Here is a 22,088-nt window from a genome sequence, read left to right as displayed (position 1 = left end):
GGATCGGTGAGCGAGTCGATGTCCGAACAAGCACCCATGGTACCCGACGGCGCGTCGCTCGAAGAGGTGCGCGCGTTCTTCGCCGACGATCGGTTCGCCACGCAGGCATGCAAGGCCGAGATCGTCGAAGCGCGCAAGGGCTACGCCGTCTGCGCCTGCCCGATCGAAACGGTCCACCGCAACGCCATGGGCAACGTCATGGGCGGCGCGATCTTCACCCTCGCCGATTTCGCACTGGCTATCGCCTCGAACGTCGGCGAAGCGCCCACCGTCTCGGTCAGCAATTCCATCGAGTTCATCTCGGCGGCGAAAGGCTCTCGGCTCATCGCCACCTGCACAGCCGACAGATCGGGGCGCTCGCTCGGCTTCTACACCGTAACCGTCGAGGACGACCTCGGAAGATGCGTCGCCAAGATGACCGCCACCTGCTATCGATAACGCCCCGATCGCGTCGCCGTAATGCGCCAGACGCACACCGCGTTCGCACCCAACGCCCGCCGTTCCTTAGCGGGCGTTTTCGTTTTCACCCGAATCACCCGAATCGCACGCTGCATAATCTTTCGTATTTCGTCTTGATTATTCTATAGTTCTATAATAATATAAATATAGAATATTAGGGGTGGGCGAAAGGGATGTTCGCTTCGCACTCGATATTCGGTTGCGCCTCGACCCATCCCGTAGATCGAGGCGGCGTATGAAAAGACGATGAGAACCTTCCGCTCAGTGAAAGGGGGATACTATGTCGAGATACGGCATGGTAATCGACATGACGCGGTGTTCCGGATGCCAAACCTGCGTCATAACCTGTCAAATGAACAACAACCAAAGGCCGGGCGTAGCCTGGAGCAAGGTCGACACGATCGAAACGGGCACCTGGCCCGAAGGCGATCGCTTCGCCCTTCCCCACGCCTGCATGCACTGCGAAAACGCACCCTGCGTGCACGTATGTCCGACGGGCGCGAGCGCGCAGCGCGAAGACGGCATTGTAACCGTCGACTACGACACCTGTCTGGCCTGCGGCGCATGCCTGATGGTCTGCCCGTACGATGCGCGCACCATCAGCTTCCGCAGCGATTGGTACTTCGGTGCCGAAGAGCCCGCGCCCTACGAGTCCTACGGAACGCCCCATGCCGACACAGCCGAGAAATGCATCTTCTGCGCCGAACGCGTCGACGAGGGCCTCATGCCCCACTGCGTCGGCGCCTGCCCTAACGCGGCGCGCATCTTCGGCGACCTCGATGATCAGCAGAGCGAGATCAACGCCTATATCGAGGAGAACGGCGCCGAGGCGCTTCGCGGCACATCCGTGTATTATGTTAAGGGCGACCGCGACATCAGCCTTCGCGAGGTGCTCATGACCAACGTCTCGAACGTGCCTTCCATCATGCTCGAGGAACCGTCCGCACAGCCGCAGGGCGAACAGCAGGGCGTCAACATCGCCGTGGTAGGCGCTGCAGGCGTCGCAGTGGCCGCAGCGGCAGCCGGCATCGGCTTTGCCGCAGGCAACAGCCATGGAAAGAAGAAGGCACCGATGAGCGCTTCCGGAAAGGACGGCGAATAACATGGCAACGAAAGTCAACTCCACGCTCGGTACGCTATCGCGCCGCTCCTTCATCGGCGCAACCGCCCTAGGGGCAGCCGCCGTCATGGCGGGCGGACTCGAAGCCGTATCGCCCGAGAAGGCCCTTGCGTCCGAGGGCGACGGCGACGAGACCTACGTGTACACCTCCTGCCCGATGTGCAACCAATCGGTGTTCTGCGGGCTGAAGGGCACCGTACAAGACGGTAAGCTCGTACGCGTCGAGGGCAACGAGCAGCATTCCAAGCCCAAGCCGTGCCTCAAAGGCCTCACGAGCCTTCAGTATCTGTACGATCCGAACCGCCTGCTCTATCCCCTCAAAAGGACCAATCCCGCAAAGGGCATCGGGGAGGATCCCCAATGGGAGCGCATCGGCTGGGACGAAGCGCTCGAGACCATCGCGGCGGAATTCAACAAGGCCAAAGAAACCTACGGGGCGCCGTCGGTAACCTTCCATTCGGGCGATCCCAAGGAGCACCTGCCCCTATTCCAGCGCGTCGCGGCGCTCTTCGGCACGCCCAACGTATCGTGGGGCGGCGCGCAATGCGCGTTCGCCTTGGCCATGTCGGGCATCCTCTGCTACGGCGCGACGGTAACCACGATGCCGAGCCCCGAAACCAAAGTGCACCTGCAATGGGGTTCCAACATCGCCTGGTCGCTCTACCCGCAGCCGACCGCCTACAAGGGCATGCTCGATGCGAAGAAGGCAGGCTGCAAGTACATCGTCATCGACACCCGCATGACCCCGACCGCCGTACAGCTCGCCGACCTCTACCTGCAGCCCCGACCCGGCTCGGACGGGGCGCTCGCGCTCGCCATGGCGAACGTGATCATCGAGGAGGATCTCTACGACCACGAGTTCGTCGAGAACTGGACCGAAGGCTTCGACGAATACAAAGAATACGTCGCGGAGTTCACCCCCGAGAAGGCCGAGGAGATCACCTGGGTTCCCGCCGATCAGATACGGGAAGCCGCCCGCATGTGGGCAGAAGCCGGGCAGGGTACCATGTGGGTGAGCCCCCATTCGACCACGCATCATTCCAACGGCGTGCAGAGCACTCGTGCAATCACGCTGCTCCTCGCGCTCATGGGGTATTGGGATCGCGAAGGCTGCCGCAAGCTCACTCCGGGCGTAACCGGCACGGCCGATGCCGAATTCCGTCTCACCGACCTCTCCGGCCCGCTGCTCGATCAGCGCGCAGGCGTCGACCGCTGGCCGGTCTGGTCGGCCATGTCGACGTACTACCAGAACAACGGGCTTCTGGAATACATCAACGACGGCATCATCCACGCCGGCGTGTTTCTGGGAACCAACCTCATGAACTTCCCTCAAACGCAGCTCGTCCAAGAAGCCGTCTCGACGCTCGACTTCGCCGTTGCCGTCGACATGCACCTCAACCCCTGGACGCATGATTACATGGATATGGTGCTTCCCGCCGCCGTCTGCTGGGAGAGAGTCGCCCCCTTCCAGTCGCAGCCCAACGGCATCATAGGGAGCCAAGCCGCCATGCAACCCGCAGGCGAAGCGCGCGAGGATTGGCAGTTCCTGCTCGACCTGGGCTGCGCGCTCGGGTTTGAGGAGGAATGCTTCCACGGCGACCTCAAAGCGGCCATGCAGGCCTACCTCGACGCCGGCGGGTCGGGCGCGACGGTCGACGATATCCAAAATGCGCTGCCCGGCGTCTACGAGCTGCCGATGGCGGGCGAATGGTCGCCGAAGCAGTACGAGAAAAACGGTTTTTCCACCCCGTCGGGCAAGGCGGAGTTCAAGTCGGGCCTGCTCGAACAGCTCGGCTTCGAGGGCCTGCCCGTCTACGAAGAACCGCACATCAGCCCGGTTTCCACACCCGAACTGCTGGAGCAGTATCCTCTGATCCTCACCACCGGAAACCGCGTGCCGTGGTACGTGCACAGCAAGTACCGCCATACGCCGTGGCTCAACCAATTCATGCCCGAACCCATCGTCAACATGAGCCACGAGGATGCCGAAGCGCGGGGCCTCGAGGAGGGCGATACGGTGCGAATCTACAACCAGTTCGGAGAAGTCCGGTTCAAGGTTGCCATCACCAACATGATGCATCCCGGTAACGTCGAGATCCTCCACGGCTGGGAACAGGCGAACTCCTGCCTGCTCATCGACCGCGTATTCGATCCGATCTCAGGGTTCCCGACGTTCAAGGATGCGCTCTGCGAAATAGAGAAGGCTTAACCCGCACACGACCGAGCCCCGAGCGGCGCCCTGCGCGACTCGGGGCTTCGCGTCAACACCGCATCGCCCGAAAGTCCGAGGAAGGACCATCATGCACACGAACCCAATCGAAGCCCTTGAAGACCGCGGGGCTACCTACGGTCTGCTTGCACGGCTTTTCAACCGGGAGGTCGACGAGGACCTTCTCGAGGCGGTGGGCAATCTGCCCCTCGGCGACGAAACAAGCTCCGACGCCATAGACGAAGGGTCGCGCCTCATGCGCGCGTACCTTGCCGAAGAACGACCGGACACGATCCGCGAGCTCGCGGTCGATTTCGCACGGCTTTTCATCGTGAGAACGGCGCGCACGGCTAACGCGCCCTACCCCTTTGAATCCGTGCACACCGCACCCGATCGGACGACCATGGGCGATGCACGGGACCGCGCGCTCGCAGCCTATCGCGAAGAGGGGCTCGACAAGAGCCCCTCGTGGACCCTTCCGGAAGACCACGTATCGCTCGAGCTCGAATTCGAGCAGACGCTCTGCCTTCGGGCGGCCGAAGCACTGCGGCGCGAAGATGAAACCGAAGCCGCTCGACTTCTGGCGAAACAGCGGGCGTTTCTTGCAAACCACCTGAACAACTGGGTTCCCGCCTTCGCAGAAACGATGGAAGCCTACGCGCGAACCGAGTTCTACCGGGGGCTTGCGCTGTTTCTAACGGGATTCCTCGAAGAGGACGGTGCCTACCTCGACGCGCTGCTCGGCTAGAATGGGCCCGCGGCCGCCGAAGGCACGACGCCTGTTGTGTTAAGATTGCGGCAGCGATTGCGGGAGGAGGCTGTCATGACGAGATACGGGATGGCCATCGATATGGATCACTGCATAGGATGTCAAACGTGCGTCGTATCGTGCCAACTCAACAACGCCCTGCGGCCGGGAACATCCCGCAACAGCGTCGACATGCTCGAATGGGGTCGATGGCCCGAAGGCGATCTCGCATTCTTCGCCCACGCGTGCATCCACTGCGAAAGCCCGCTCTGCGTCGACGTCTGCCCGACGGGCGCGAGTAAAAAACGAGACGACGGCATCGTCGTGGTCGATCACGAGCTGTGCATCGGCTGCGGCGTCTGCATAACCGCCTGCGAATACGGTGCCCGCTCGATTAACGTGCGCGATGGGTTTCACTACGGCGAGAACAGCCCCGCACCCTACGAGGCCAAAGGCATGCAGCCGATCAACGTGGCGGACAAATGCACCTTCTGCTTCGAGCGCATCGACGACGGCCTTCAGCCGGCCTGCGTGAGCGATTGCATCGCCGGCGTCCGCGCATTCGGGGATCTCGACGATCCCGCAAGCCCCGTCAACGCCTTCATCGCCGAACGCGGATGCACGCCCGTACCCGGCTCATCGCTGTACTACGGGTTCGGAACGCGCAATCTGGATGCCAAGGCGCTCATCACGGAGAACTACTACCGGTCCGCCAAAGCCGACCGAGAGCGCCAGGAAACCGAAGCTCCCCCGTTCAACCCCGCCGTGGTGGGCACCGCCGCCGTGGCGGCCGCCGCAACCGCCACGGCCCTCGGCGTATCGGCGAAGCGAAGCAGGGCGAAGAGAAAGACCGGCGGGCAAGGCAAAACGCGCGCCCGAGACGCGCGGAACTAGCGGCGAGCGGAAAAGAAACCGAGGAGGCGAGAAGGTGTTCGACAGCTCCATCGTATGGTATCTGTTTCTCGGCGGAACGGGCGCAGGCGCCCTCTCCGTTCTCGCCGGAGCCGACCTCCTCTTCTGGCGGCACGGCGAAAGGCCCGCTCGGCACCTTGCCTGGACGACGGGTTTGACAAGGTCCTTCCTTGCAAGGGGATTGGCCGTCTCCACCATGCTCCTCGCGCTCGGAGCGCTCTGCCTCCTCACCGATTTGGGGCATCCGGAACGTTTCTTCTACGTACTCGTGCATCCAACGGCTTCGGTTTTGACCTTCGGCTCTTACGTACTTGCCGGAACGGTGCTCTGTGCTGCGTTCCTCTGCTCGATAGCGCTGTTCAACCTCACCCGCATACCGGCGCTTGCCATCCGCATCGTCGAAGCGCTCGCTATCGTACTCGGATTCTGCACGATGGCCTATACCGGCGTGTTTCTGGCCGACATAGGCTTCGTTGCGCTCTGGGGCAATCCTCTGCTTCCCGTTCTGTTCACCTTCTCATCGCTTTCGTGCGGAACCATGTGCGTTCTCGCCTGCGCCCTGTTCGAAGCGCCCGAAAGGAAGGGGCGCCTCGTCGATGCGCTGGTGCGGATCGACGCCCTCGCCATCGTCTTGGAGCTCGTCAGCCTCGCCGCGTACCTCGCGTACGGCGCGCTCCTCGTTAACGGCTCCCAAACGATCGGGGTTCTCGTCTCAGGCGACCTGCGCGATCTGTTCTGGATGGGTTTTGTCTGCCTCGGCATGGTTCTGCCTTTGGCAATCGATGCGGCTTACACTAGAATAGGTACTGCCGCATTGCCCGCGCTGGCGATCCCCCTCATCCTGATCGGCGGGTACCTTCTGCGGTATTGTATGGTGAACGCGCCCTATGGATAAATCCCGTTCGGCACAAGGCATGGATCGATATGAAAGCAGGTATGCGTGGCGCTCTTCGAATTAGACGAACATAGCGGCATCCCCATCTGGATCCAACTGCGCAATCGACTCATGTACCTCATCGATTCGGGCTACTACGCAACCGGCGACCGGCTTCCGACGGTGCGGGCCCTCGCCGCCGACCTGAACGTAAACTACCACACCGTGAACAAAGTGTACACGAGCCTGGAACACGACGGCTACATCAGCTCGAAGCGAGGGCGCGGCGCCTTCGTAGAGAAAGCCGGGGGCGGCGATGACGGCATCGACATCTCGGGAGATGTCGTCCTCACCGAGAGCATCAGGCAATGCCTCGAGCTGGGCATGACGATCGACGATGTGAAAAACCACTTCGAAAAGGTCCTTGAGAATTTCGACTAGCACAGCCCATGGCCGGCACCGCGGGTGCCGCGCCATTCGAACGAAGGGAACGCCATGAAACGCACAGGCACCTCGAAAACCGACGCAGGCACCAGCGAATCGCCCCGCGCAACCGCGCTCGCCGATCCGCCGAACGCCTTCGTACCGCCCAAGGCGACCCGAAGCGGCGCCACCCTGTTCGCCGTGGTTCAGGCGGCCGTCGTTTTCATCGCCGTCGCGGCGGTCGCGTTCTTCGGGTTCGGCGCGCTCAACCTCTGGGTGCTCGTGACGGCACTCGTCATCGCCGTCGCAACCTCCATGACCGTCCATATCGCCATGGAGTGGGAGCGCATCGCCATCTTCCGCTTCGGTGCGTTCAACCGCGTCGCGGGGCCGGGGCTCATCTTCATGATCCCGGTCATCGAGCAGGCGGCGTGCCGCATCGACATGCGCACCATCGCAACGACGTTCGGAGCCGAGAAAACGTTGACCTCGGATCTCGTTCCCGTCGACATCGACGCCGTGCTGTTCTGGATGGTATGGGATGCCGAGAAGGCGTGCGTCGAAGTGGAGAACTACAGCGCCGCCGTGCTCTACATCGCCCAAACGGCCATGCGCGATGCGATCGGCCGCGCGAGCGTTGCCGAAGTCGCCTTGAGCCGCGATCAGCTCGACAAGGAGCTCAAAGAGGTCATCGAGCGCGAAACCGAACCGTGGGGCATCGCCATCCTCTCGGTGAAGATCCGCGACATCGTCATCCCCGAAGAGCTGCAAGACGTCATGTCCCTTGAAGCCCAGGCGGAACGCGAGAAGAACGCACGGCTCGTGCTGGCGAGCGCCGAACAGGACATTTCGGAGATGATCTCGGCATCGAGCGACGTATACGAAAACAACGACAGCGCCCTGAAAATCAGGACGATGCACCTTCTGTACGAAAGCATCAAGAAGTCGGGCGGTACCGTGGTAACCGTGCCGTCTTCCTTAAGCGACGGCCTAGGGTCGTCCGCTCAAGACGTGCTCAAGGGGCTCGGCGGCAAGGAATAGGACCGGACGCGGCACGGTGCTGACGATCGGCGGCACGTCCGCTTGCGCATGCCGGGCGCATTCGCCCGACCGCAACGACCGCAGCGCCAACGTCTAGCGTTCTTCGTTGCGCGCGAAGAACCTGTTCGCGTTCTCAAAGAACAGCTTGTCGGCCACCGCGCTTCCGAAATGCGCGGCAACGAGCGCGTAGAGCCCTGAGACCCTATCGGCGCTCGCAAGCCAGCTCGGAACATCGCAACCGTCGTAATCGCTGCCGAGCGCAAGCACGTCCTCCCCGCCGACCTCGGCGATGCGGTCAATGTGGCGCAGCACGTCGTCGTGCGTCGGATCTGCGGATGTTGCGCTGAGAAATTGATTGCAGTAGTTGAGGCCGATGATGCCCTTCGCCTCGGCGATAGCGCGAATCTGCGCGTCGGCGAGGTTGCGCCTGTGTTCGCACACGGCGCGCGCGTTCGAATGAGAAGCCGCGAACGGACGCGTCGCAACGTCGCAGAGATCGGAAAACCCCCGATCGTTGAGGTGCGACACATCGACGACGATCCCGCGGTCTTCGAGCGCCGCCACCACGCGTCTGCCGTAGGGTTTGAGCCCGCATTCCGTATCATGCCCGCTGCCTACGGCGTTTTCGCCGTTCCACGTGAGCGTGAGCATTTTCACGCCCGCCTCGGCGATGCCGTCGACCCGCTCGAACGACTTCCCGTCGAAGAAAGCGCCGCCTTCGACGGTGAGGAGAGCCGCGGACTTGCCCGCCGCGAGAACCGACCCGACCTCCCGCGCATCGAGCACCTGTTCGATGCGATCGGCTTGCTCGAGCATCTGGGCGGCAAAGTACGCGCGCACGTGCTCGAAGAAGCGCCAGGCCGCATCGCCGGAGAGCCCGTCGGGCACGAACACCGCAAAGCACTGGCACCACGCGTACCGCTCGATACGGTCGAGCGAGATATGGGCGTCGTTATCGGCAAGCGAGCTCATGCGCGCATGCGGCACCGCCTCGTCTTGGGGCGCGAACGCGGGATACGCGGACGAACCGTGCAGAGCGAGTCGATCGAGCGTATCGCAGTGCAAATCGAACACCGCGCGCTTCGACGAGGATCCTTTCCCCAATGCCCGCCCTTCCCTCATAGCCCTACCGTCCATGGTCCGTCCTTTCCCGAGATGCGATGCGTCCGTCAACGGCGCCGCCGGCCCCAGAATCGCCTTTCGACGTGGTCACGAGAAACACCATCGCGATCATGAGGGCGAATCCGATGCAATCGATGAGCGGGAACTGCGTGCCCAGCCATGCCCAGCTGAAAACGGTTGCCGATACCGGCTCGATAGCGCCGAGCAGGCTCGCCTTCACCGGGCCGATGTCCGCCACACCTTGCAGGTACAGCGTGAACGCTGCAAACGTTCCGAGCACCACGATGGCGACAAGGGCCGCTGCGCCGCCGCCGTCAAGAGAAACCTGTACCGCCCAAGGCTGCGCGAGCAGCGTCGCCGCTGCGCCGCCGACGAGCATCCCGAGCCCGGTGACCGCGACCGCGCCCCACCGCTCGAGCATCCGCTTGGGATACATGATGTAGAACGCGCAGGCGAGCCCGTTCGCGATGCCCCAGATGAGCCCCGGCAACGGGATAGCGAGCGTCGACAGGTCCCCGTGCGTGGCGATCAGCACCGTCGCCGCGACGGCGAGCACGAGACCGGCAAGCTCTTTCGCCTTCGGCAGCTTTCTTGCGAAGAAGCAGGTGAACACCATGACGAAGGCGATACCGGTGCATTGGAGCACGGTCGCGGTGCCCGCGTTGGTGTACCCGATCACAACCGTGTAGGTGATCTGGTTCGCGAACAGCCCCGCAACGCCGAACACGGCGATGCGCAGCATGGTCGGACGGTCTGAGAACATCGCCTTGAGCATCCCGCGCTTTGCAGCAAGCATGTAGGCAAGGAACAGCAAACCCGCGCCGAGCATGCGCACGCTTGTGATGAACAGGGGCGAGAGTCCGTAACCGCCCGCAAGGAGAAACTGCGCGCACGCGCCCGAGAAACCCCAAAGCGTACCTCCGAGAAGCGTGCAGACGACCCCGCGCACGAAATGCTGCGGACGGACCGCTTGCCCCTGCGCGCTCACGCGTACCCGATTCCCGCAGCAAAACCCGGTGCCGAGCCGCCCGAGAAGCGCGCCGTCATACGAGCTCCTTGAGAAAGCCTGCAATCGCATCGAGCAACCCGTCATCCTCGCCGACATCGAAATACCGCAGGGGAATCGAGAACTTCTTCGAAGCCGGAATGTAGCGGGCGCTGTGGCGGCGCAGCTTGGTTACCGTATCGCGCGAGAGCGTAACGGGTTCGACCGTGAGCTTCCCCCCGACCACCGATACGGTCTTGATGCCGCGCTCGTTGGCGAACGCCTTGATGCGCGCTTTGTCGAAGAAGTTCCTTGCCGCTTGCGGCATTTCGGGACGGCGCGCAATCGTGGCACCGTAAAGCTCGTCGACTGCATCGACCGTATCCGCCGAAGCGATCCGGCGGTACAGCAGCACGCGCTCGTCGGTATCGGGTATGTACTCTTCGGGCAGGTAGGTGTGGGCTGGCAGGTTTACCGATATGTCGGAGAGGGCGGGCGGGAGCGCTTCGGCCGCTTTCTCGTCGCCTTCGCGCGTCGCATTGACCGCCTGCGCGAGCATCTGTGCGAACAGGTCGAAGCCGACCGCGCTCATGTTGCCCGACTGTTCGGCACCGAGCAGGCTGCCCGCCCCCCTGATCTCGAGGTCGCGCATGGCGATGCGCATGCCGCTTCCCAGATCCTTGTGCTCGTCGATGGCGGTCAGACGGGCTGCGGCTTCCTCTGTGAGCGCCATGTGTTCGGGGAACATGAAATAGGCGTACGCCTGCGCAGCGGAGCGGCCCACGCGACCCTTGAGCTGGTACATCTGGGCAAGGCCGAGCCGTTGCGAATCCTCGATGATGAGTGTGTTGGTGTGCGGGTTGTCGATACCGCTCTCGATGATGGTCGTCGCCACGAGCACATCGAGCTCGCCCGCCACGAAATCCTCCATGACGCGCTCGAGCTCGTCTTTGCCCATCTGGCCGTGCGCTACGCCGACGCGCGCCTCGCCTGCGGCCTCCGTCACGCGCCGCACCGCATCCTCGATCGAGCGGACGCGGTTCGACACGTAGTACACCTGCCCGCCTCGGGCGAGCTCGCGGCGAATCGCGCCCGATACGATATCGGGATCCCACTCCCCCACGTGCACCTCGACCGGACGCCGATCGTCGGGAGGCGTGAGGATGAGGCTCATATCGCGCACGCCCGAAAGCGACATCTGCATGGTACGCGGGATGGGCGTGGCCGAGAGCGTGAGCACGTCGATGGACTCGCGCAGGTTCTTGAGCTGCTCCTTGTGACCCACGCCGAAGCGCTGCTCCTCGTCGACGATCACGAGCCCGAGATCGTGCGGGTTCACATCGCGCGAGAGCAGGCGGTGCGTTCCCACGAGCACGTTCACGCTGCCCTCGGCGAAACCTGCGAGAGCGCACTGCTGCTCGGCGGGCGTCTTGAAGCGCGAGAGCACCTCGACGGTCACGCCAAAAGGCTCGAAGCGCTCCTTGAAGTTCGTGTAGTGCTGCTGCGCCAAGATGGTCGTCGGACACAGCACCATGACCTGCTTTTTGTCCTGCGTCGCCTTGAACGCGGCCCGCAGCGCCACCTCGGTCTTGCCGAAGCCCACATCGCCGCAGACGAGCCTGTCCATAGGCTTCGCCGATTGCATGTCGGCCTTCACGTCGGCGATGGCCGCAAGCTGGTCGGGCGTTTCCTGATAGGGAAACGCCTCCTCCATCTCGTGCTGCCACGGCGTATCGGCCGAGTACCTGAACCCCTGGCTCGCCGCACGGCGGGTGTACACGTCCACGAGGTCGAAGGCGAGCTGCTTGGTCGCCTTGCGCGCCTTGGCGAGCGCGCGCGACCAATCCGAAGTGTTGAGCCTGGTGAGTCGGGGGCTTGCACCCTCGGGGCCCACGTAGCGCGTCACGCGGTCGAGCTGTTCGACCGGCACGTAGAGCTTATCGCCCTCGGCGTATTCGAGCAGCAGGTAGTCGCGCATGGCGCCGCCCACGTCTTGGCGTATGAGATCTTTGAAGAACGCGACGCCGTGCGCGGCATGAACCACGTAATCGCCCGGTTTGTACGGGAACGTGAGCTCGGTCACGTCGACGCGCTTGCTCGAACGAAGCGCCGTTGAGCCCTGCGTATCGGATATGGAGACGAGCGCGAGTTTGGCCTTGGGGATGATCATGCCGAGGGGGATATCCACATCCACCACGTTGACGATCCCGCGCTTGAGCGTTGCCGGAACGCCGTCTTCCACGTCGAGCGCCTCGACGATGGGCAGGCTGTTATCGACGAACGCGAGCTTCATGTCCTGGCGCGCGCGGTAGTTCGGTGCCGAGAATACCACAGTGTAGCCGCCGTCGACGAGCGTGCGCAGCCTGCCGAACAGTTTATCGGGGTGGCCCGCAACCTCCACGCGCTTGACGGGCAGCTCCTCGTCGACATGGGCTCCCACGCTCATGATCGAAACGTAGGTGGCGCGCTGGTTCTTCCCGAAGTCGAGTTCGGCGGGCGCCGCGTAGAGTCCCTTGACGGGAATGCTCGAACCCTTGGCTCGACCCTCGATGTCCTCGAACGCATGGCTCGCATCGTCGAAGAGCGACCGCGGCTCGACGAGCACGGTCAGCCCGTCGCCGCGCAGGTAGTCGCCGAGCGTCGAGGTGGTGTTGTACAGATAGGGCAACAAGGCGTCCGACCCGTCGAATCGAGCGCCGCCCTCGAGTTTCTCGAGCATCTCACGCAAAACAGGATTGGTTTTCGCAGGATTGAGGAGCTTCTCGCGCGCCCGATGAGCACCGCGGGCCGAAAGCGCGAACTCCTGCACGGGGTAGATCGCAACCGAGCCGAGCTCGGCGATGGTTTGCCCCGTCGACGGCACGATGCGCCTGATCTCGTCGACCTCGTCGCCGAAGAAGTCGAGCCGCACCGGGTAGACAAGGTTTCCCGGGTAGACGTCGATCGTGCCCCCGCGCACTGCGAACGTTCCCGGTCCCTCGAGTTCGCCGGTGTTCTGATAGCCGCGAGCCTCGAGCGCGCGGGCCACATCCTCGAATGAGGTGAGTTCCTCGGATTCCGATACGGACAGATCGTCGCTCTTCGCGAGAACGAGGGGGGTCCACGTCTGCGATCCCGCGGGCGGCAAGCACCGCAGCATCGAGCGCGCCGAAGCGACGACCAGGCACTGCTCGCCCGTTGCGAGCGCGCCGAGCGCGCGCATCCTGCCCGCCACCTGACGCGGATCGGGCGCTTTGGGGTTGAAGGGGAAATCGCTGCGCTCGAAGAAGCGAAGCACCCGCTCCTCCCCGACATAGGCTGCGAGGTTGCGCGCAAAGGCATCGGCTGCATCCTCCCCAGCGACAACGACGAGCGTCGGCTGGGGCTTATGGGTGAAGCGCGATGCGACGAGGAACGGGCGCGCCGACGAGGCGACGCCGAGCGAGGCGTCGTCGCCGGCGTCGAGCTTGTTCCAGAAAGCGTCGAGCGAACCCGAGCGCTCGAGCGCCTTAGTCAATGCATCGATGAGCATGCTTGTTCCCTATCTAAACGTTCGCGCTTACGATCTTCCGCGCATCCGCCCCTCTGATGGCGTCAGGGGGGCACCCGTCACCGTCACAAGGGCATTCGCCGAGGTTCGGGCAGCACGAAAAGCCGCGATCCCGCGGCTCTGCTTCAATCCGTCAATGCGAAGGCAAGGCATACGAGCTCCTGCCTCCAGAAAAGATAATTGTACTACAGACTGCGGCCTCCTTCGAACGCCTGCCTACAGAGTTCCAGCAAAAGACACGAGCGAACCATCGCATTCACCGACGGGCCACGATGTTCACATCTGCTCGAAGGTCGCACGAACGCTGCCTGCTAAGGCTATGTCCGCCAACGGAGCGGGATCGTCCACGCGGCCAAGGCGCGTATAGCTGTACGGGCTGTCGAACGACTCGTAGAACAGAACGATGCTGTCGTCGCCGTACAGCATGAGATCGCCAGCCTCGATGCGACCGGGCGCAGACGAATCGACCGGCAGCGCATCGGGCAACTCGGCGAACTTCTCGTTGCCGTTGACGTCGCGCAGTTCGAGCTCGAAGGGCAAGAGCGCCGCAAGGGCGCGTGCCGCCTCGCTGTCCTCGAGCGAAACCGCAAAGCTCTGGGTGCCTACCGTGATCAGCATGCGTCCCGTTTCCTCCCCTTCCGCACCCGCATCGCGGTGCGCATCCTCGTCGGCGCGCTCGCCTCCCTGCGCCGTATCGGCCTTTTGCTCCCCTGCAGGCGCCGCCTGCTCGCCCTGCGGCGTATTCGGCACCGGCGTCGGCTGCTGCGCTGCACCGTTTGCGGCGCAGCCGTTCAATGCGAGTACGGCAGCAAGCGCCGCAGCGCACGCTGATAAAACGTGTAGATCGGTTGCATTCGCTTTCGCTCGCATGGCGGCTCCTTTCAACGTATCGGGAAAAGCATACGGGCCGCACTCCGAAATATCAAATACGTATGTGCTATATTTATCCATAACCATTATCTATGGTTATGAGCTACCGAAACGAGGAGCCACCATGGAGCTGCGCGTTCTCCGCTATTTTCTGACCATCGCCCGGAAGGGAAGCATCACCGGTGCGGCAACCGAGTTGCACCTGTCGCAACCCGCGCTGTCCAAGCAGCTGAAAGACCTGGAAGCAGAGTTCGGAAAGCCGCTTCTCGTGCGCGAACCGCGCGGCGTCGCGCTCACCGAGGGCGGCATGCTGCTCCGTCGGCGCGCGCAGGAGATCGTGGATCTAGCCGATAAAACCGAGGCGGAACTGACAGCCGACGAAGAGAGCGTCGAGGGAGACGTGCACATCGGATGCGGCGAAACCCAGGGGATGCGCTTCATCGCGCGCGCCGCGCGCGAAGTGCGCGAGCGCTACCCCCATGTGCGGTTCCACCTTTTCAGCGGAAACAGCGTCGAGGTCGCCGAACGCCTCGACAAGGGGCTGGTTGATTTCGGCTTGTTCGTGGGCTTCTCGGACACCGGCAGATACAGCCAGCTCGACCTGCCCCGGGCCGATGAACTGGGTCTTTTGGTGCGTTGCGACCATCCCCTTGCATCGCGCGACTTCGTCGAACCCGCAGATCTCGCAAACGTTCCGTTGCTCGTCTCGCGCCAGTCGCTTGAACGCGACGAGTTCATCGGGTGGCTTGGACACCCGATGGAAGAACTCGACATCGCCGGGACGTACAACCTCGTGTTCAACGCGTCCATCATGGTGCGAGAAGGCTGCGGATGCGCGGTGTGCCTCGACGGGCTGGTGGAGACGTCGGGCGAAAGCGATGTGCGTTTCGTGCCGTTGGCACCGAAGGCCGAATCGCATCTGACCGTCGCTTGGAAGAAGTATCCCGCGTTCTCGAAGCCGGCAGAACGCTTTCTCGATGCTTTGCGCCGTACCGCGTGTCGCGCCGAGCCGGTATAACTTATAGCTATGGATTCCTATCTCACATAAGTATTATTCAAATTCTCTTCCTGGGAGTACCGTTAAAGCCGTAACAAGCCCAACGTTCTCCTTGGAAGGATCGTGTAGAAATGACCGCATCAACGTCTGGCCGCTCGTCCCTCTTAACCGCGCTGCTCGTAGCGCTGGCGTTCGCGCTTGGGTTCGCAGAATTCGTGCTCATCGGCATCACGCCCGATGTTGCCTCGGGTTTGGGAGAACCCCTTACCCTCATCGGCGACATCGTGGGGTACTATGCGCTCGCCTGCGCCATCGCCACTCCGGTGGTAGCGCTCGCCACCGCACGCGCCGACCGCTTCAAACTGATGGCAACGCTGCTGATCGTGTTCAACGCAGGGAATCTGCTCACCTTGCTCGCAAACGGCTACACGCTGTTCCTGATCTCCCGCCTGCTGCCCGCAGCCACATCCGGCACCCTTCTGGCCATCGCCCTCACCTACGTATCCGACATCGTCCCCAAGGGGAAAACGGCTTCCGTAGTCGGACTGCTGCTGGCAGGCTTCTCGGTATCGAGCGTCATCGGCGTGCCCATGGGCGCAACGCTCGCCGACCTGTTCGACTGGAAGGCAGCCTATGGTTGCGTGCTCCTCCTCGGCCTCGTCGTGAGCGCAGCTCTGCTGCCCTTGCTGCCGCGCACGGGCGGAGCCGCGCAGGCGGCGGCGACGCTTCGCTCTCAGCTGCGCCTTTTGGGCGACGGTCGCGTGCTGGCCAACATCGCCATGATCCTCGCAGGCGCCGCCTCGACCTACGTGTTCTACACTTACCTCGCCCCCATGCTGAAAGACGTCATGGGCCTCGGCAGCGAAAGCGTAAGCCTGGTGCTTCTGCTGTTCGGCGCGGCGTGCGTGGGATCGAACCTGCTGTCGGGCTGGGTGGCCTCCCGGTTCGGAATACGCGCACTGCCCCTCGCCTTCGCCGCCCATGGCGTGCTGCTGGCCCTCTTGGCCGCAAGCATCCCCCTGGGCGCTATCGGGGTCGCGAACATCCTTGCGATCGGGCTGCTCATGTATGTGATGAATTCGACCGCGCAGATGCTGTTCCAAGACGTGGCACGCACCGATTATCCCAGCGCGCTGACGTTTTCGGCATCGTTGCACCCCATGGCGTTCAACGCGGGCATCGCCATCGGATCGCTTGCGGGCGGCGTCGTGGTGAACGCCGGAGGCCTTCTGGCCACGGGACCCGCCGGAGCGCTGTTCGCCATCGCAGCCGCCGCGCTCGCCCTTGCGCTGTCGCGCATGACGTCCAAACAGCGCAGGCAACAAAGCGCGAACAAGAACCGCGGCTCGAACGCCGTGCCGCATGCGGCTGCCACATCGGCCGTCCCGTTTCCCAAAAAAACCCGATGGGGTATCATAGGCGAAACGACCGAGGAGGTTTGCGCATGCCCCGCGAAACCAAACAAGCCAAGCTCGAACGAGCCATCGAAGTTGCCGACCGCATGAACGAGCACTACCCGCAAGCCGAATGCGCGCTTCACTACGGGGGCGATCCGTTCCGCCTCACCATCGCCGTGCTCCTCTCGGCGCAGACCACCGACAAGGGCGTGAACAAGGTCACGCCCGCGCTCTGGGAGAGATACCCCACCGTGGCCGATCTCGCCCAGGCGAACGTCGCCGACGTCGAGGCCATCATCAAGACCATCGGCTTCTATCACACGAAGGCGGCCAACTGCATCAAGTGCGCCCAGATGGTCCTCGCCGACTACGGCGGCGAGATACCGCGCGACATCGACGAGCTGCAGAAGCTTCCGGGCGTGGGCCGCAAGACCGCCAACGTCGTGCTCAACGAGGCGTTCGGCATCGTCGAGGGCATCGCAGTCGACACGCACGTGTTCCGCATCGCGCACAAGCTCAAGTTCTCCAACGCCGACACCCCTGCGAAAACCGAGACCGACCTGCTCAAGCTGTATCCGCGCGAGTACTGGGGGTCCATCAACCACCAGTGGGTGCTCTTCGGTCGCGAGACGTGCATCGCGCGCCGCCCGAAATGCGAGACGTGCTTCATAAACGACCTGTGCCCCGCGTATGCGGCCTCGCTCAAGGCGGCCGAAAAGGCCAAGGGTTGAGAGGTGCCGTGCTGCGCTGCGAGCCTAAGGCCTCACGTCGCAGGGCGCTGTCCGGCTTCCGCCTCACGCAGACGGGGTTCGCGGCACGTAATCCGGCACTTTGCCGAGGGCATGTGCGATCCTTGCTGCACGCGGCTCAAGAAACCCCTTGCTGCCGTTCGCTTTGCCAAGCTTATTAGGTAATGTGCAACCTGCACTGTTTTGTGAAAGAATCAGCAGGTTTCATTTCCGGTAGATCAGAGATAGCCCAGATGGCAAAATGCAAGATACCGTTTCCCGAGGGATTTCTTTCACAAAACGTCGTAGGTTGCACATTACCGATCAGCAGAAATGCACGCTGCTCCGGCCCTGCTGCGCACCGCTCGTCGCCGTATGCCGCCGTATGCCGCCGTGCGGGGCGGCGCATACGCACTCGCACGGCTGCCCCGCAATGATACAATCAGCCGCGAATGCTTTCCGACAATCCGGCGCGCCCGCTCGTATCCGTACCAGAAAGGAAATCCTCTGCTAACGAACGAGGACATAGCCGCGATATACCGCCGTCACGTCAAGACGGTCTACCGCCTATGCTTTTCGTTTCTCAAGACGACCGCCGATGCAGAGGATGCGGTGCAGAGCGTTTTCATGAAACTCATTCGCAGCGATAAGCAGTTCGAGAGCGCCGAGCACGAGAAGGCGTGGCTCATCGTGTGCGCGTCGAACCACTGCCGCGACGTCTTGAAGAGCGCAGCCCGCTCCAAAGCGGGCGCCATGCCCGACGACGTAGCCGACGAGCGCGCGTCCGATTGCTTCGACGAGACGCTCGAAGCGGTGCTCGCGCTGCCCGCCAAATACAAGGATTGCGTATACCTGCATTACTACGAGGGATACAAGACCGACGAGATAGCCCATATGACCGGGCGCACCCCCTCGACGGTCAGAAGCCACCTGAGCGAAGCCCGGGCGCTGCTCAAAAGCACCCTAGGCGGTGACAGCCATGATCGATAGGGATGTTCGCGAAGCGTACGAGCGCATGACCCCCACCCCCGAGGCCGAAGCGCGCATGCTTGCAGCCCTGCTGGCCGAGAACGGTCGGGCAGCCTCGCATGCAGCCGAGCCGAAAGACGGCCGAGCGGCCGTAGCCGAACCGAAAAGGAAGCCGAAGCACGCCGCCGAAGCACCGAGAAGGCGATCCGCGCGCGCGTTCCTGCTTCCGCTCGCAGCCTGCCTCGTCATCCTCGCGGGCATCGGGGCGGCGGCTCTCTCGTACCTGGACGCCCTCAACGGCAACCTTGCAGCCAGCATGAGCGGCACGGACGAACCCGTAGGTGCCATGCTCCTCGAAGACGAGCTGTCCGAAGAGGTGCCCGAAGGCGCCGCCCCGTCCGCGGAATCGGCAGAACCCGGCGATGCGGCGAAGAACCTTCCCGCAATCCGAACGGAAACGGGCGTCCTGCTGCACATCGCCGCAGATGAAAACGGCAATCCTATCGTCGGTGCCAAAGAACTCGTCGGCACCGAATTCGACCGGGCGCAAGCGACGGGCGAAGGCGGCGTCTCGAGCATGGCATGCACCGTCTTCGCATACGGCGACGAACGCTACCCGTATGCCGTGCGCTACGACGGCGGCTCCGTCTTCTACCTCGCCGAAGCCCCTGCCGGCTAGACGTCCGCCCGCCCGCCGCCGCAGATGGAAGCCTGTCCGCGGCTTCCTCCGACAATCCTTACGCCTCGCTCGTATCCAAGGCGAACGAGAATGCAAGAGGAGGATCCTATGCGTACAGCACCCAAACCGGTCGTCTGCGTATCCCTAGCGCTCGCCCTCGGCGCTTCGCTCCTTGCCGGCTGCTCCCCCTTCGCCGACCAACGATTAGAGGCGAGCAAAGCGGGAGGCGCCTCGGATGCGGCCGACGACTTCGGGGTCGGCTCGGCGCTCGAAGCCCCCTACGGCGCCGATACCCTCATGCCCCCCGATCCGTATTACACCGAAAGCGCCGAGGAGTACTCGAGCTTTGAAGAGGTTGGCTTCGTATCGACGGCGATTCGCCCGCTTTCGACGTTTTCCGCCGATGTCGATACCGCATCCTACTGCAATCTGCGCCGCATGGTAGCGCAAGGCGCTCGCGCTTCCGACGTACCGAGCGGAGCGGTGCGCATCGAGGAGATGCTCAACTACTTCGATTACGGCTACACGCCGCCCGAGGGAGGCGATCTGTTCGGGGTGACAAGCCAGATAGCCGACTGCCCCTGGAACCCCGATACCAAGCTGCTCGTCATGGGTTTCGCCACTGAGTCCGCTGCCTACGAGAGCACGTCAGGCGCCAATCTCGTGTTCCTCATCGACACGTCGGGATCCATGGGCACCACCGACAAGCTTCCCCTCTTGCAGGACGCTTTCGCGGAACTCGTCGAGGGGCTCTCCGAAAGCGACTGCGTATCCATCGTCACGTACTCGGGCGAGGAGCGCGTAGTGCTCGAAGGGGCCTCGGGAGCCGACAAACGAGCGATCACGCGTGCCGTCGACAGTTTGACCGCCGGCGGTTCCACCAACGGCGAAGCGGGGCTCGAGCAGGCCTACCGCATAGCCGAGCGTTACCATCGAGAAGGCGGGGTAAACCGCATTATCCTGGCATCCGACGGCGATCTGAACGTCGGCATGTCGTCGGAGAGCGATCTTCACGATTACGTGAGCGAAAAACGCGAAACCGGTACATACCTTTCGGTGCTCGGTTTCGGCTCGGGAAACTACAAGGACAACAAGATGGAAACGCTCGCCGACCACGGCAACGGAACGTATCACTACATCGACTGCATCGAAGAAGCCGAGAAGGTGCTCGGAGAAAACCTCTGCGCCAACATCGTCCCCCTTGCCGACGACGTGAAGCTGCAGATCGAATTCAATCCCGGCGAAATCAAAGGGTATCGGCTGATCGGGTATCAGAATCGCGCACTCGCCGACGAGGACTTCACGGACGATTCGGTGGATGCCGGGGAGATCGGAGCCGGCCACCAGTTCACGATAGCCTACGAGCTCGTGACCGCCGATTCGCCGATGGAGATTCCCGTACCCGATCTGAAGTACGGCGGCCGAAGCGGCGTCGAATCCGATACAGGCCCATCGCGTGCCGAGAGCAGCGAATGGCTCACCTGCTCGATGCGCTACAAGCCCGTCGGTTCTCGGGAATCGGCCGAGCGGGCCTACCCGGTCGGCAGCGAAAGCTTCACCACCGATCCGAGCGACGATTGGGCGTTCGCCGCGGCAGTTATCGAATGCGGCATGGTTCTGCAGGATTCGGCGTATGCCGGATCGGCGAGCTTACGCGATGCGCGCAGAACGGTGGCGTCTCTGGACCTCGCCCGAGACGACCCGAAAGCCGGATTCGAGCGGCTGCTCGCGAGCCTGTAGGCAGACGTGCGCACCGTCGACGCGAGCAGATGCACGCACCAGCCAACCGAAGCAAGCCGCCTGCTACAGGCGCTCCGCAATCATTTCTTCGAGCACTTCGACGTGGCTGCGCCGCTTATGCGTTGTGGTTCCGAGCAAACACACGCTTGTTCGGTCGCCGTACGCCTCGAAGAAGTGATCGATCGCGCCGCGCTTGGCGATATCAACACGATAATCGGCCGCATACTCGTCCCACCCGATGGCTCCTTTGAGGTAGCGCTCGAGCGCCATCGGCTCAGGCGCGAACAGCAGATCGTGCACGTATTCGGCGCGGACGATCGTCGGAACGAAGTATTCGAGATCGGATTTCTTCGTGAAACCCGCAAGCTGATTGGTGTTCTTGCGGCGCGTATCGATGAGCACATCGACGTTCTCCCCCAGCAGATCTTCGAAGAAATCCTTCGCGGTAATCTCATAGGCGCTGATCGTGTAGACGTTCATGAACGCTCCCATCGGTCGATCCCCGATACGGAAGACAGCGGCCACATGAAAGGCGCAGTCGCGAATTCGACGCATCGAGCGGTGTTTGCGAACATCCTAAACCATTGCGCCGAGGATCGGACGCCTGCAAGCCGATTCCTTGCGCAGCCGACGACAACCCGTCAGCTCGCCGTTACACGCGCCGCCGCATACGCCCGAAGCCGCAGCCTCCCGAAAGCCGCCCGATACCCGAACGCCTACACGGCATCCTGGCCGGACTCCGGCACCATCGCATGGTGCCAGCCCGGCCCGACTTCCTCGCCGGTCGCTTTCACGCGGACGGTAGCGCCCGCCCTCGTCAGATCGGCGAGTACGGTATCGACGAGCATCGGCAGCGCCTCGTATACGGGAGGCGTCAAACCGATCGTCAAGTCGGCGGGATTCATGTTCTCCACCTGCATGCCGAAGCAGCGGCCCTCGGCAGCGTAGCCCATGAGCGCCGCCGCATCGAACAAATCGACGAGCTTCAGATCGTGGAGTGACTGCATGGCTCCCGTCCGGCGCGCCATATCTTCGGGTTCGAACTCGAAGATCGTCCCCGGCGCGCTGCCCGTTTTGTCAACCGCATCGACCGTCACGAGGTAGTCGTAGTCGCGCACATGGGGCAGCATGTCGAGTCCCATGCATCCCACGTCGAACAGCGTCACCTCGTCGGGCATCTCGTAGACAGCCGTCAGCTCGTCGTAAACGGCAGGGCCGATGCCTTCGTCGAGCATGAGCTTGTTTCCCACGCAGAACACCGCGATGCGCTTCTTCGATGCCATGGC

Annotated in this window: 20 protein-coding genes; 14 read left to right on the top strand and 6 right to left on the bottom strand. The window is 63.0% G+C overall.

Features of this window, described 5'->3' with window-relative positions; genetic code table 11:
- The first annotated feature begins 18 nt into the window (after positions 1-18).
- From MWL89_RS07010 to MWL89_RS06975, 8 genes are all read left to right on the top strand, one after another.
- Positions 19-438, top strand: coding sequence for a PaaI family thioesterase (locus MWL89_RS07010; protein WP_244412363.1), 420 nt, complete (start codon positions 19-21; stop codon positions 436-438).
- A gap of 301 nt (positions 439-739) precedes the next feature.
- The gene (locus tag MWL89_RS07005) at positions 740-1,561 is read left to right on the top strand and encodes a 4Fe-4S dicluster domain-containing protein (protein ID WP_244412361.1); all 822 of its coding nucleotides are present in this window, start codon (positions 740-742) and stop codon (positions 1,559-1,561) included.
- 1 nt (position 1,562) lies between these two features.
- On the top strand, positions 1,563-3,788 hold the full coding sequence (locus MWL89_RS07000) for a molybdopterin-containing oxidoreductase family protein (RefSeq protein ID WP_244412359.1): 2,226 nt from the start codon (positions 1,563-1,565) through the stop codon (positions 3,786-3,788).
- A 91-nt stretch (positions 3,789-3,879) separates the two neighbouring features.
- Positions 3,880-4,536, top strand: a complete 657-nt coding sequence (locus tag MWL89_RS06995; RefSeq protein WP_244412357.1) for a TorD/DmsD family molecular chaperone — start codon at positions 3,880-3,882, stop codon at positions 4,534-4,536.
- Between the two features lie 75 nt (positions 4,537-4,611).
- Positions 4,612-5,430, top strand: coding sequence for a 4Fe-4S dicluster domain-containing protein (locus MWL89_RS06990; protein ID WP_244412355.1), 819 nt, complete (start codon positions 4,612-4,614; stop codon positions 5,428-5,430).
- Positions 5,431-5,464: 34 nt separating this feature from the next.
- Complete coding sequence (gene nrfD, locus MWL89_RS06985; RefSeq protein ID WP_244412353.1) at positions 5,465-6,343, top strand: NrfD/PsrC family molybdoenzyme membrane anchor subunit; 879 nt, start codon at positions 5,465-5,467, stop codon at positions 6,341-6,343.
- Positions 6,344-6,388: 45 nt separating this feature from the next.
- Entirely contained in the window at positions 6,389-6,763 is a 375-nt protein-coding gene (locus tag MWL89_RS06980; protein ID WP_244412351.1) for a GntR family transcriptional regulator, read from the top strand.
- 54 nt (positions 6,764-6,817) lie between these two features.
- The gene (locus MWL89_RS06975; protein ID WP_244412349.1) at positions 6,818-7,786 is read left to right on the top strand and encodes a slipin family protein; all 969 of its coding nucleotides are present in this window, start codon (positions 6,818-6,820) and stop codon (positions 7,784-7,786) included.
- A 93-nt stretch (positions 7,787-7,879) separates the two neighbouring features.
- Here MWL89_RS06975 and MWL89_RS06970 read toward each other — a convergent pair whose 3' ends face one another.
- The 4 genes from MWL89_RS06970 to MWL89_RS06955 all read right to left on the bottom strand — a co-directional run bounded on the left by MWL89_RS06970 (position 7,880) and on the right by MWL89_RS06955 (position 14,292).
- The gene (locus MWL89_RS06970) at positions 7,880-8,923 is read right to left on the bottom strand and encodes a dipeptidase (RefSeq protein WP_244412347.1); all 1,044 of its coding nucleotides are present in this window, start codon (positions 8,921-8,923) and stop codon (positions 7,880-7,882) included.
- Complete coding sequence (locus MWL89_RS06965) at positions 8,913-9,986, bottom strand: DMT family transporter (RefSeq protein WP_244412345.1); 1,074 nt, start codon at positions 9,984-9,986, stop codon at positions 8,913-8,915. The genes MWL89_RS06970 and MWL89_RS06965 overlap by 11 nt, the downstream gene beginning before the upstream one ends.
- Positions 9,952-13,404, bottom strand: a complete 3,453-nt coding sequence (gene mfd / locus MWL89_RS06960) for a transcription-repair coupling factor (protein ID WP_244412343.1) — start codon at positions 13,402-13,404, stop codon at positions 9,952-9,954. Before mfd ends, MWL89_RS06965 begins: the two co-directional genes overlap by 35 nt.
- Before the next feature lie 294 nt (positions 13,405-13,698).
- Complete coding sequence (locus MWL89_RS06955) at positions 13,699-14,292, bottom strand: cyclophilin-like fold protein (RefSeq protein WP_244412341.1); 594 nt, start codon at positions 14,290-14,292, stop codon at positions 13,699-13,701.
- A gap of 124 nt (positions 14,293-14,416) precedes the next feature.
- Here MWL89_RS06955 and MWL89_RS06950 point away from each other — a divergent pair, with 124 nt between their 5' ends.
- From MWL89_RS06950 to MWL89_RS06925, 6 genes are all read left to right on the top strand, one after another.
- On the top strand, positions 14,417-15,310 hold the full coding sequence (locus MWL89_RS06950) for a LysR family transcriptional regulator (protein WP_244412339.1): 894 nt from the start codon (positions 14,417-14,419) through the stop codon (positions 15,308-15,310).
- Positions 15,311-15,420: 110 nt separating this feature from the next.
- On the top strand, positions 15,421-16,794 hold the full coding sequence (locus MWL89_RS06945) for an MFS transporter (RefSeq protein WP_244412338.1): 1,374 nt from the start codon (positions 15,421-15,423) through the stop codon (positions 16,792-16,794).
- Positions 16,734-17,417, top strand: a complete 684-nt coding sequence (gene nth / locus MWL89_RS06940) for an endonuclease III (protein WP_244412336.1) — start codon at positions 16,734-16,736, stop codon at positions 17,415-17,417. The genes MWL89_RS06945 and nth overlap by 61 nt, the downstream gene beginning before the upstream one ends.
- 330 nt (positions 17,418-17,747) lie before the next feature.
- Entirely contained in the window at positions 17,748-18,404 is a 657-nt protein-coding gene (locus MWL89_RS06935; protein WP_341801950.1) for an RNA polymerase sigma factor, read from the top strand.
- A complete protein-coding gene (locus MWL89_RS06930) occupies positions 18,394-19,062 on the top strand; it encodes a hypothetical protein (RefSeq protein WP_244412334.1) in 669 nt (222 codons plus the stop codon). The genes MWL89_RS06935 and MWL89_RS06930 overlap by 11 nt, the downstream gene beginning before the upstream one ends.
- 108 nt (positions 19,063-19,170) lie before the next feature.
- Positions 19,171-20,802: a vWA domain-containing protein gene (locus MWL89_RS06925; RefSeq protein WP_244412332.1), complete on the top strand. Its 1,632-nt coding sequence runs from the start codon at positions 19,171-19,173 to the stop codon at positions 20,800-20,802.
- Between the two features lie 63 nt (positions 20,803-20,865).
- Here MWL89_RS06925 and MWL89_RS06920 read toward each other — a convergent pair whose 3' ends face one another.
- Together MWL89_RS06920 and MWL89_RS06915 are read right to left on the bottom strand one after the other, a co-directional pair.
- A complete protein-coding gene (locus MWL89_RS06920; RefSeq protein ID WP_244412330.1) occupies positions 20,866-21,282 on the bottom strand; it encodes a DUF488 family protein in 417 nt (138 codons plus the stop codon).
- Positions 21,283-21,518: 236 nt separating this feature from the next.
- Positions 21,519-22,085, bottom strand: coding sequence for a hydrogenase maturation protease (locus MWL89_RS06915; protein WP_244412328.1), 567 nt, complete (start codon positions 22,083-22,085; stop codon positions 21,519-21,521).
- Positions 22,086-22,088 lie beyond the last annotated feature (3 nt).

It is taken from the genome of Raoultibacter timonensis (assembly GCF_022845715.1).
GTDB lineage: Bacteria > Actinomycetota > Coriobacteriia > Coriobacteriales > Eggerthellaceae > Raoultibacter > Raoultibacter timonensis.
This window is presented reverse-complemented; position numbering and strand designations above follow the sequence as displayed.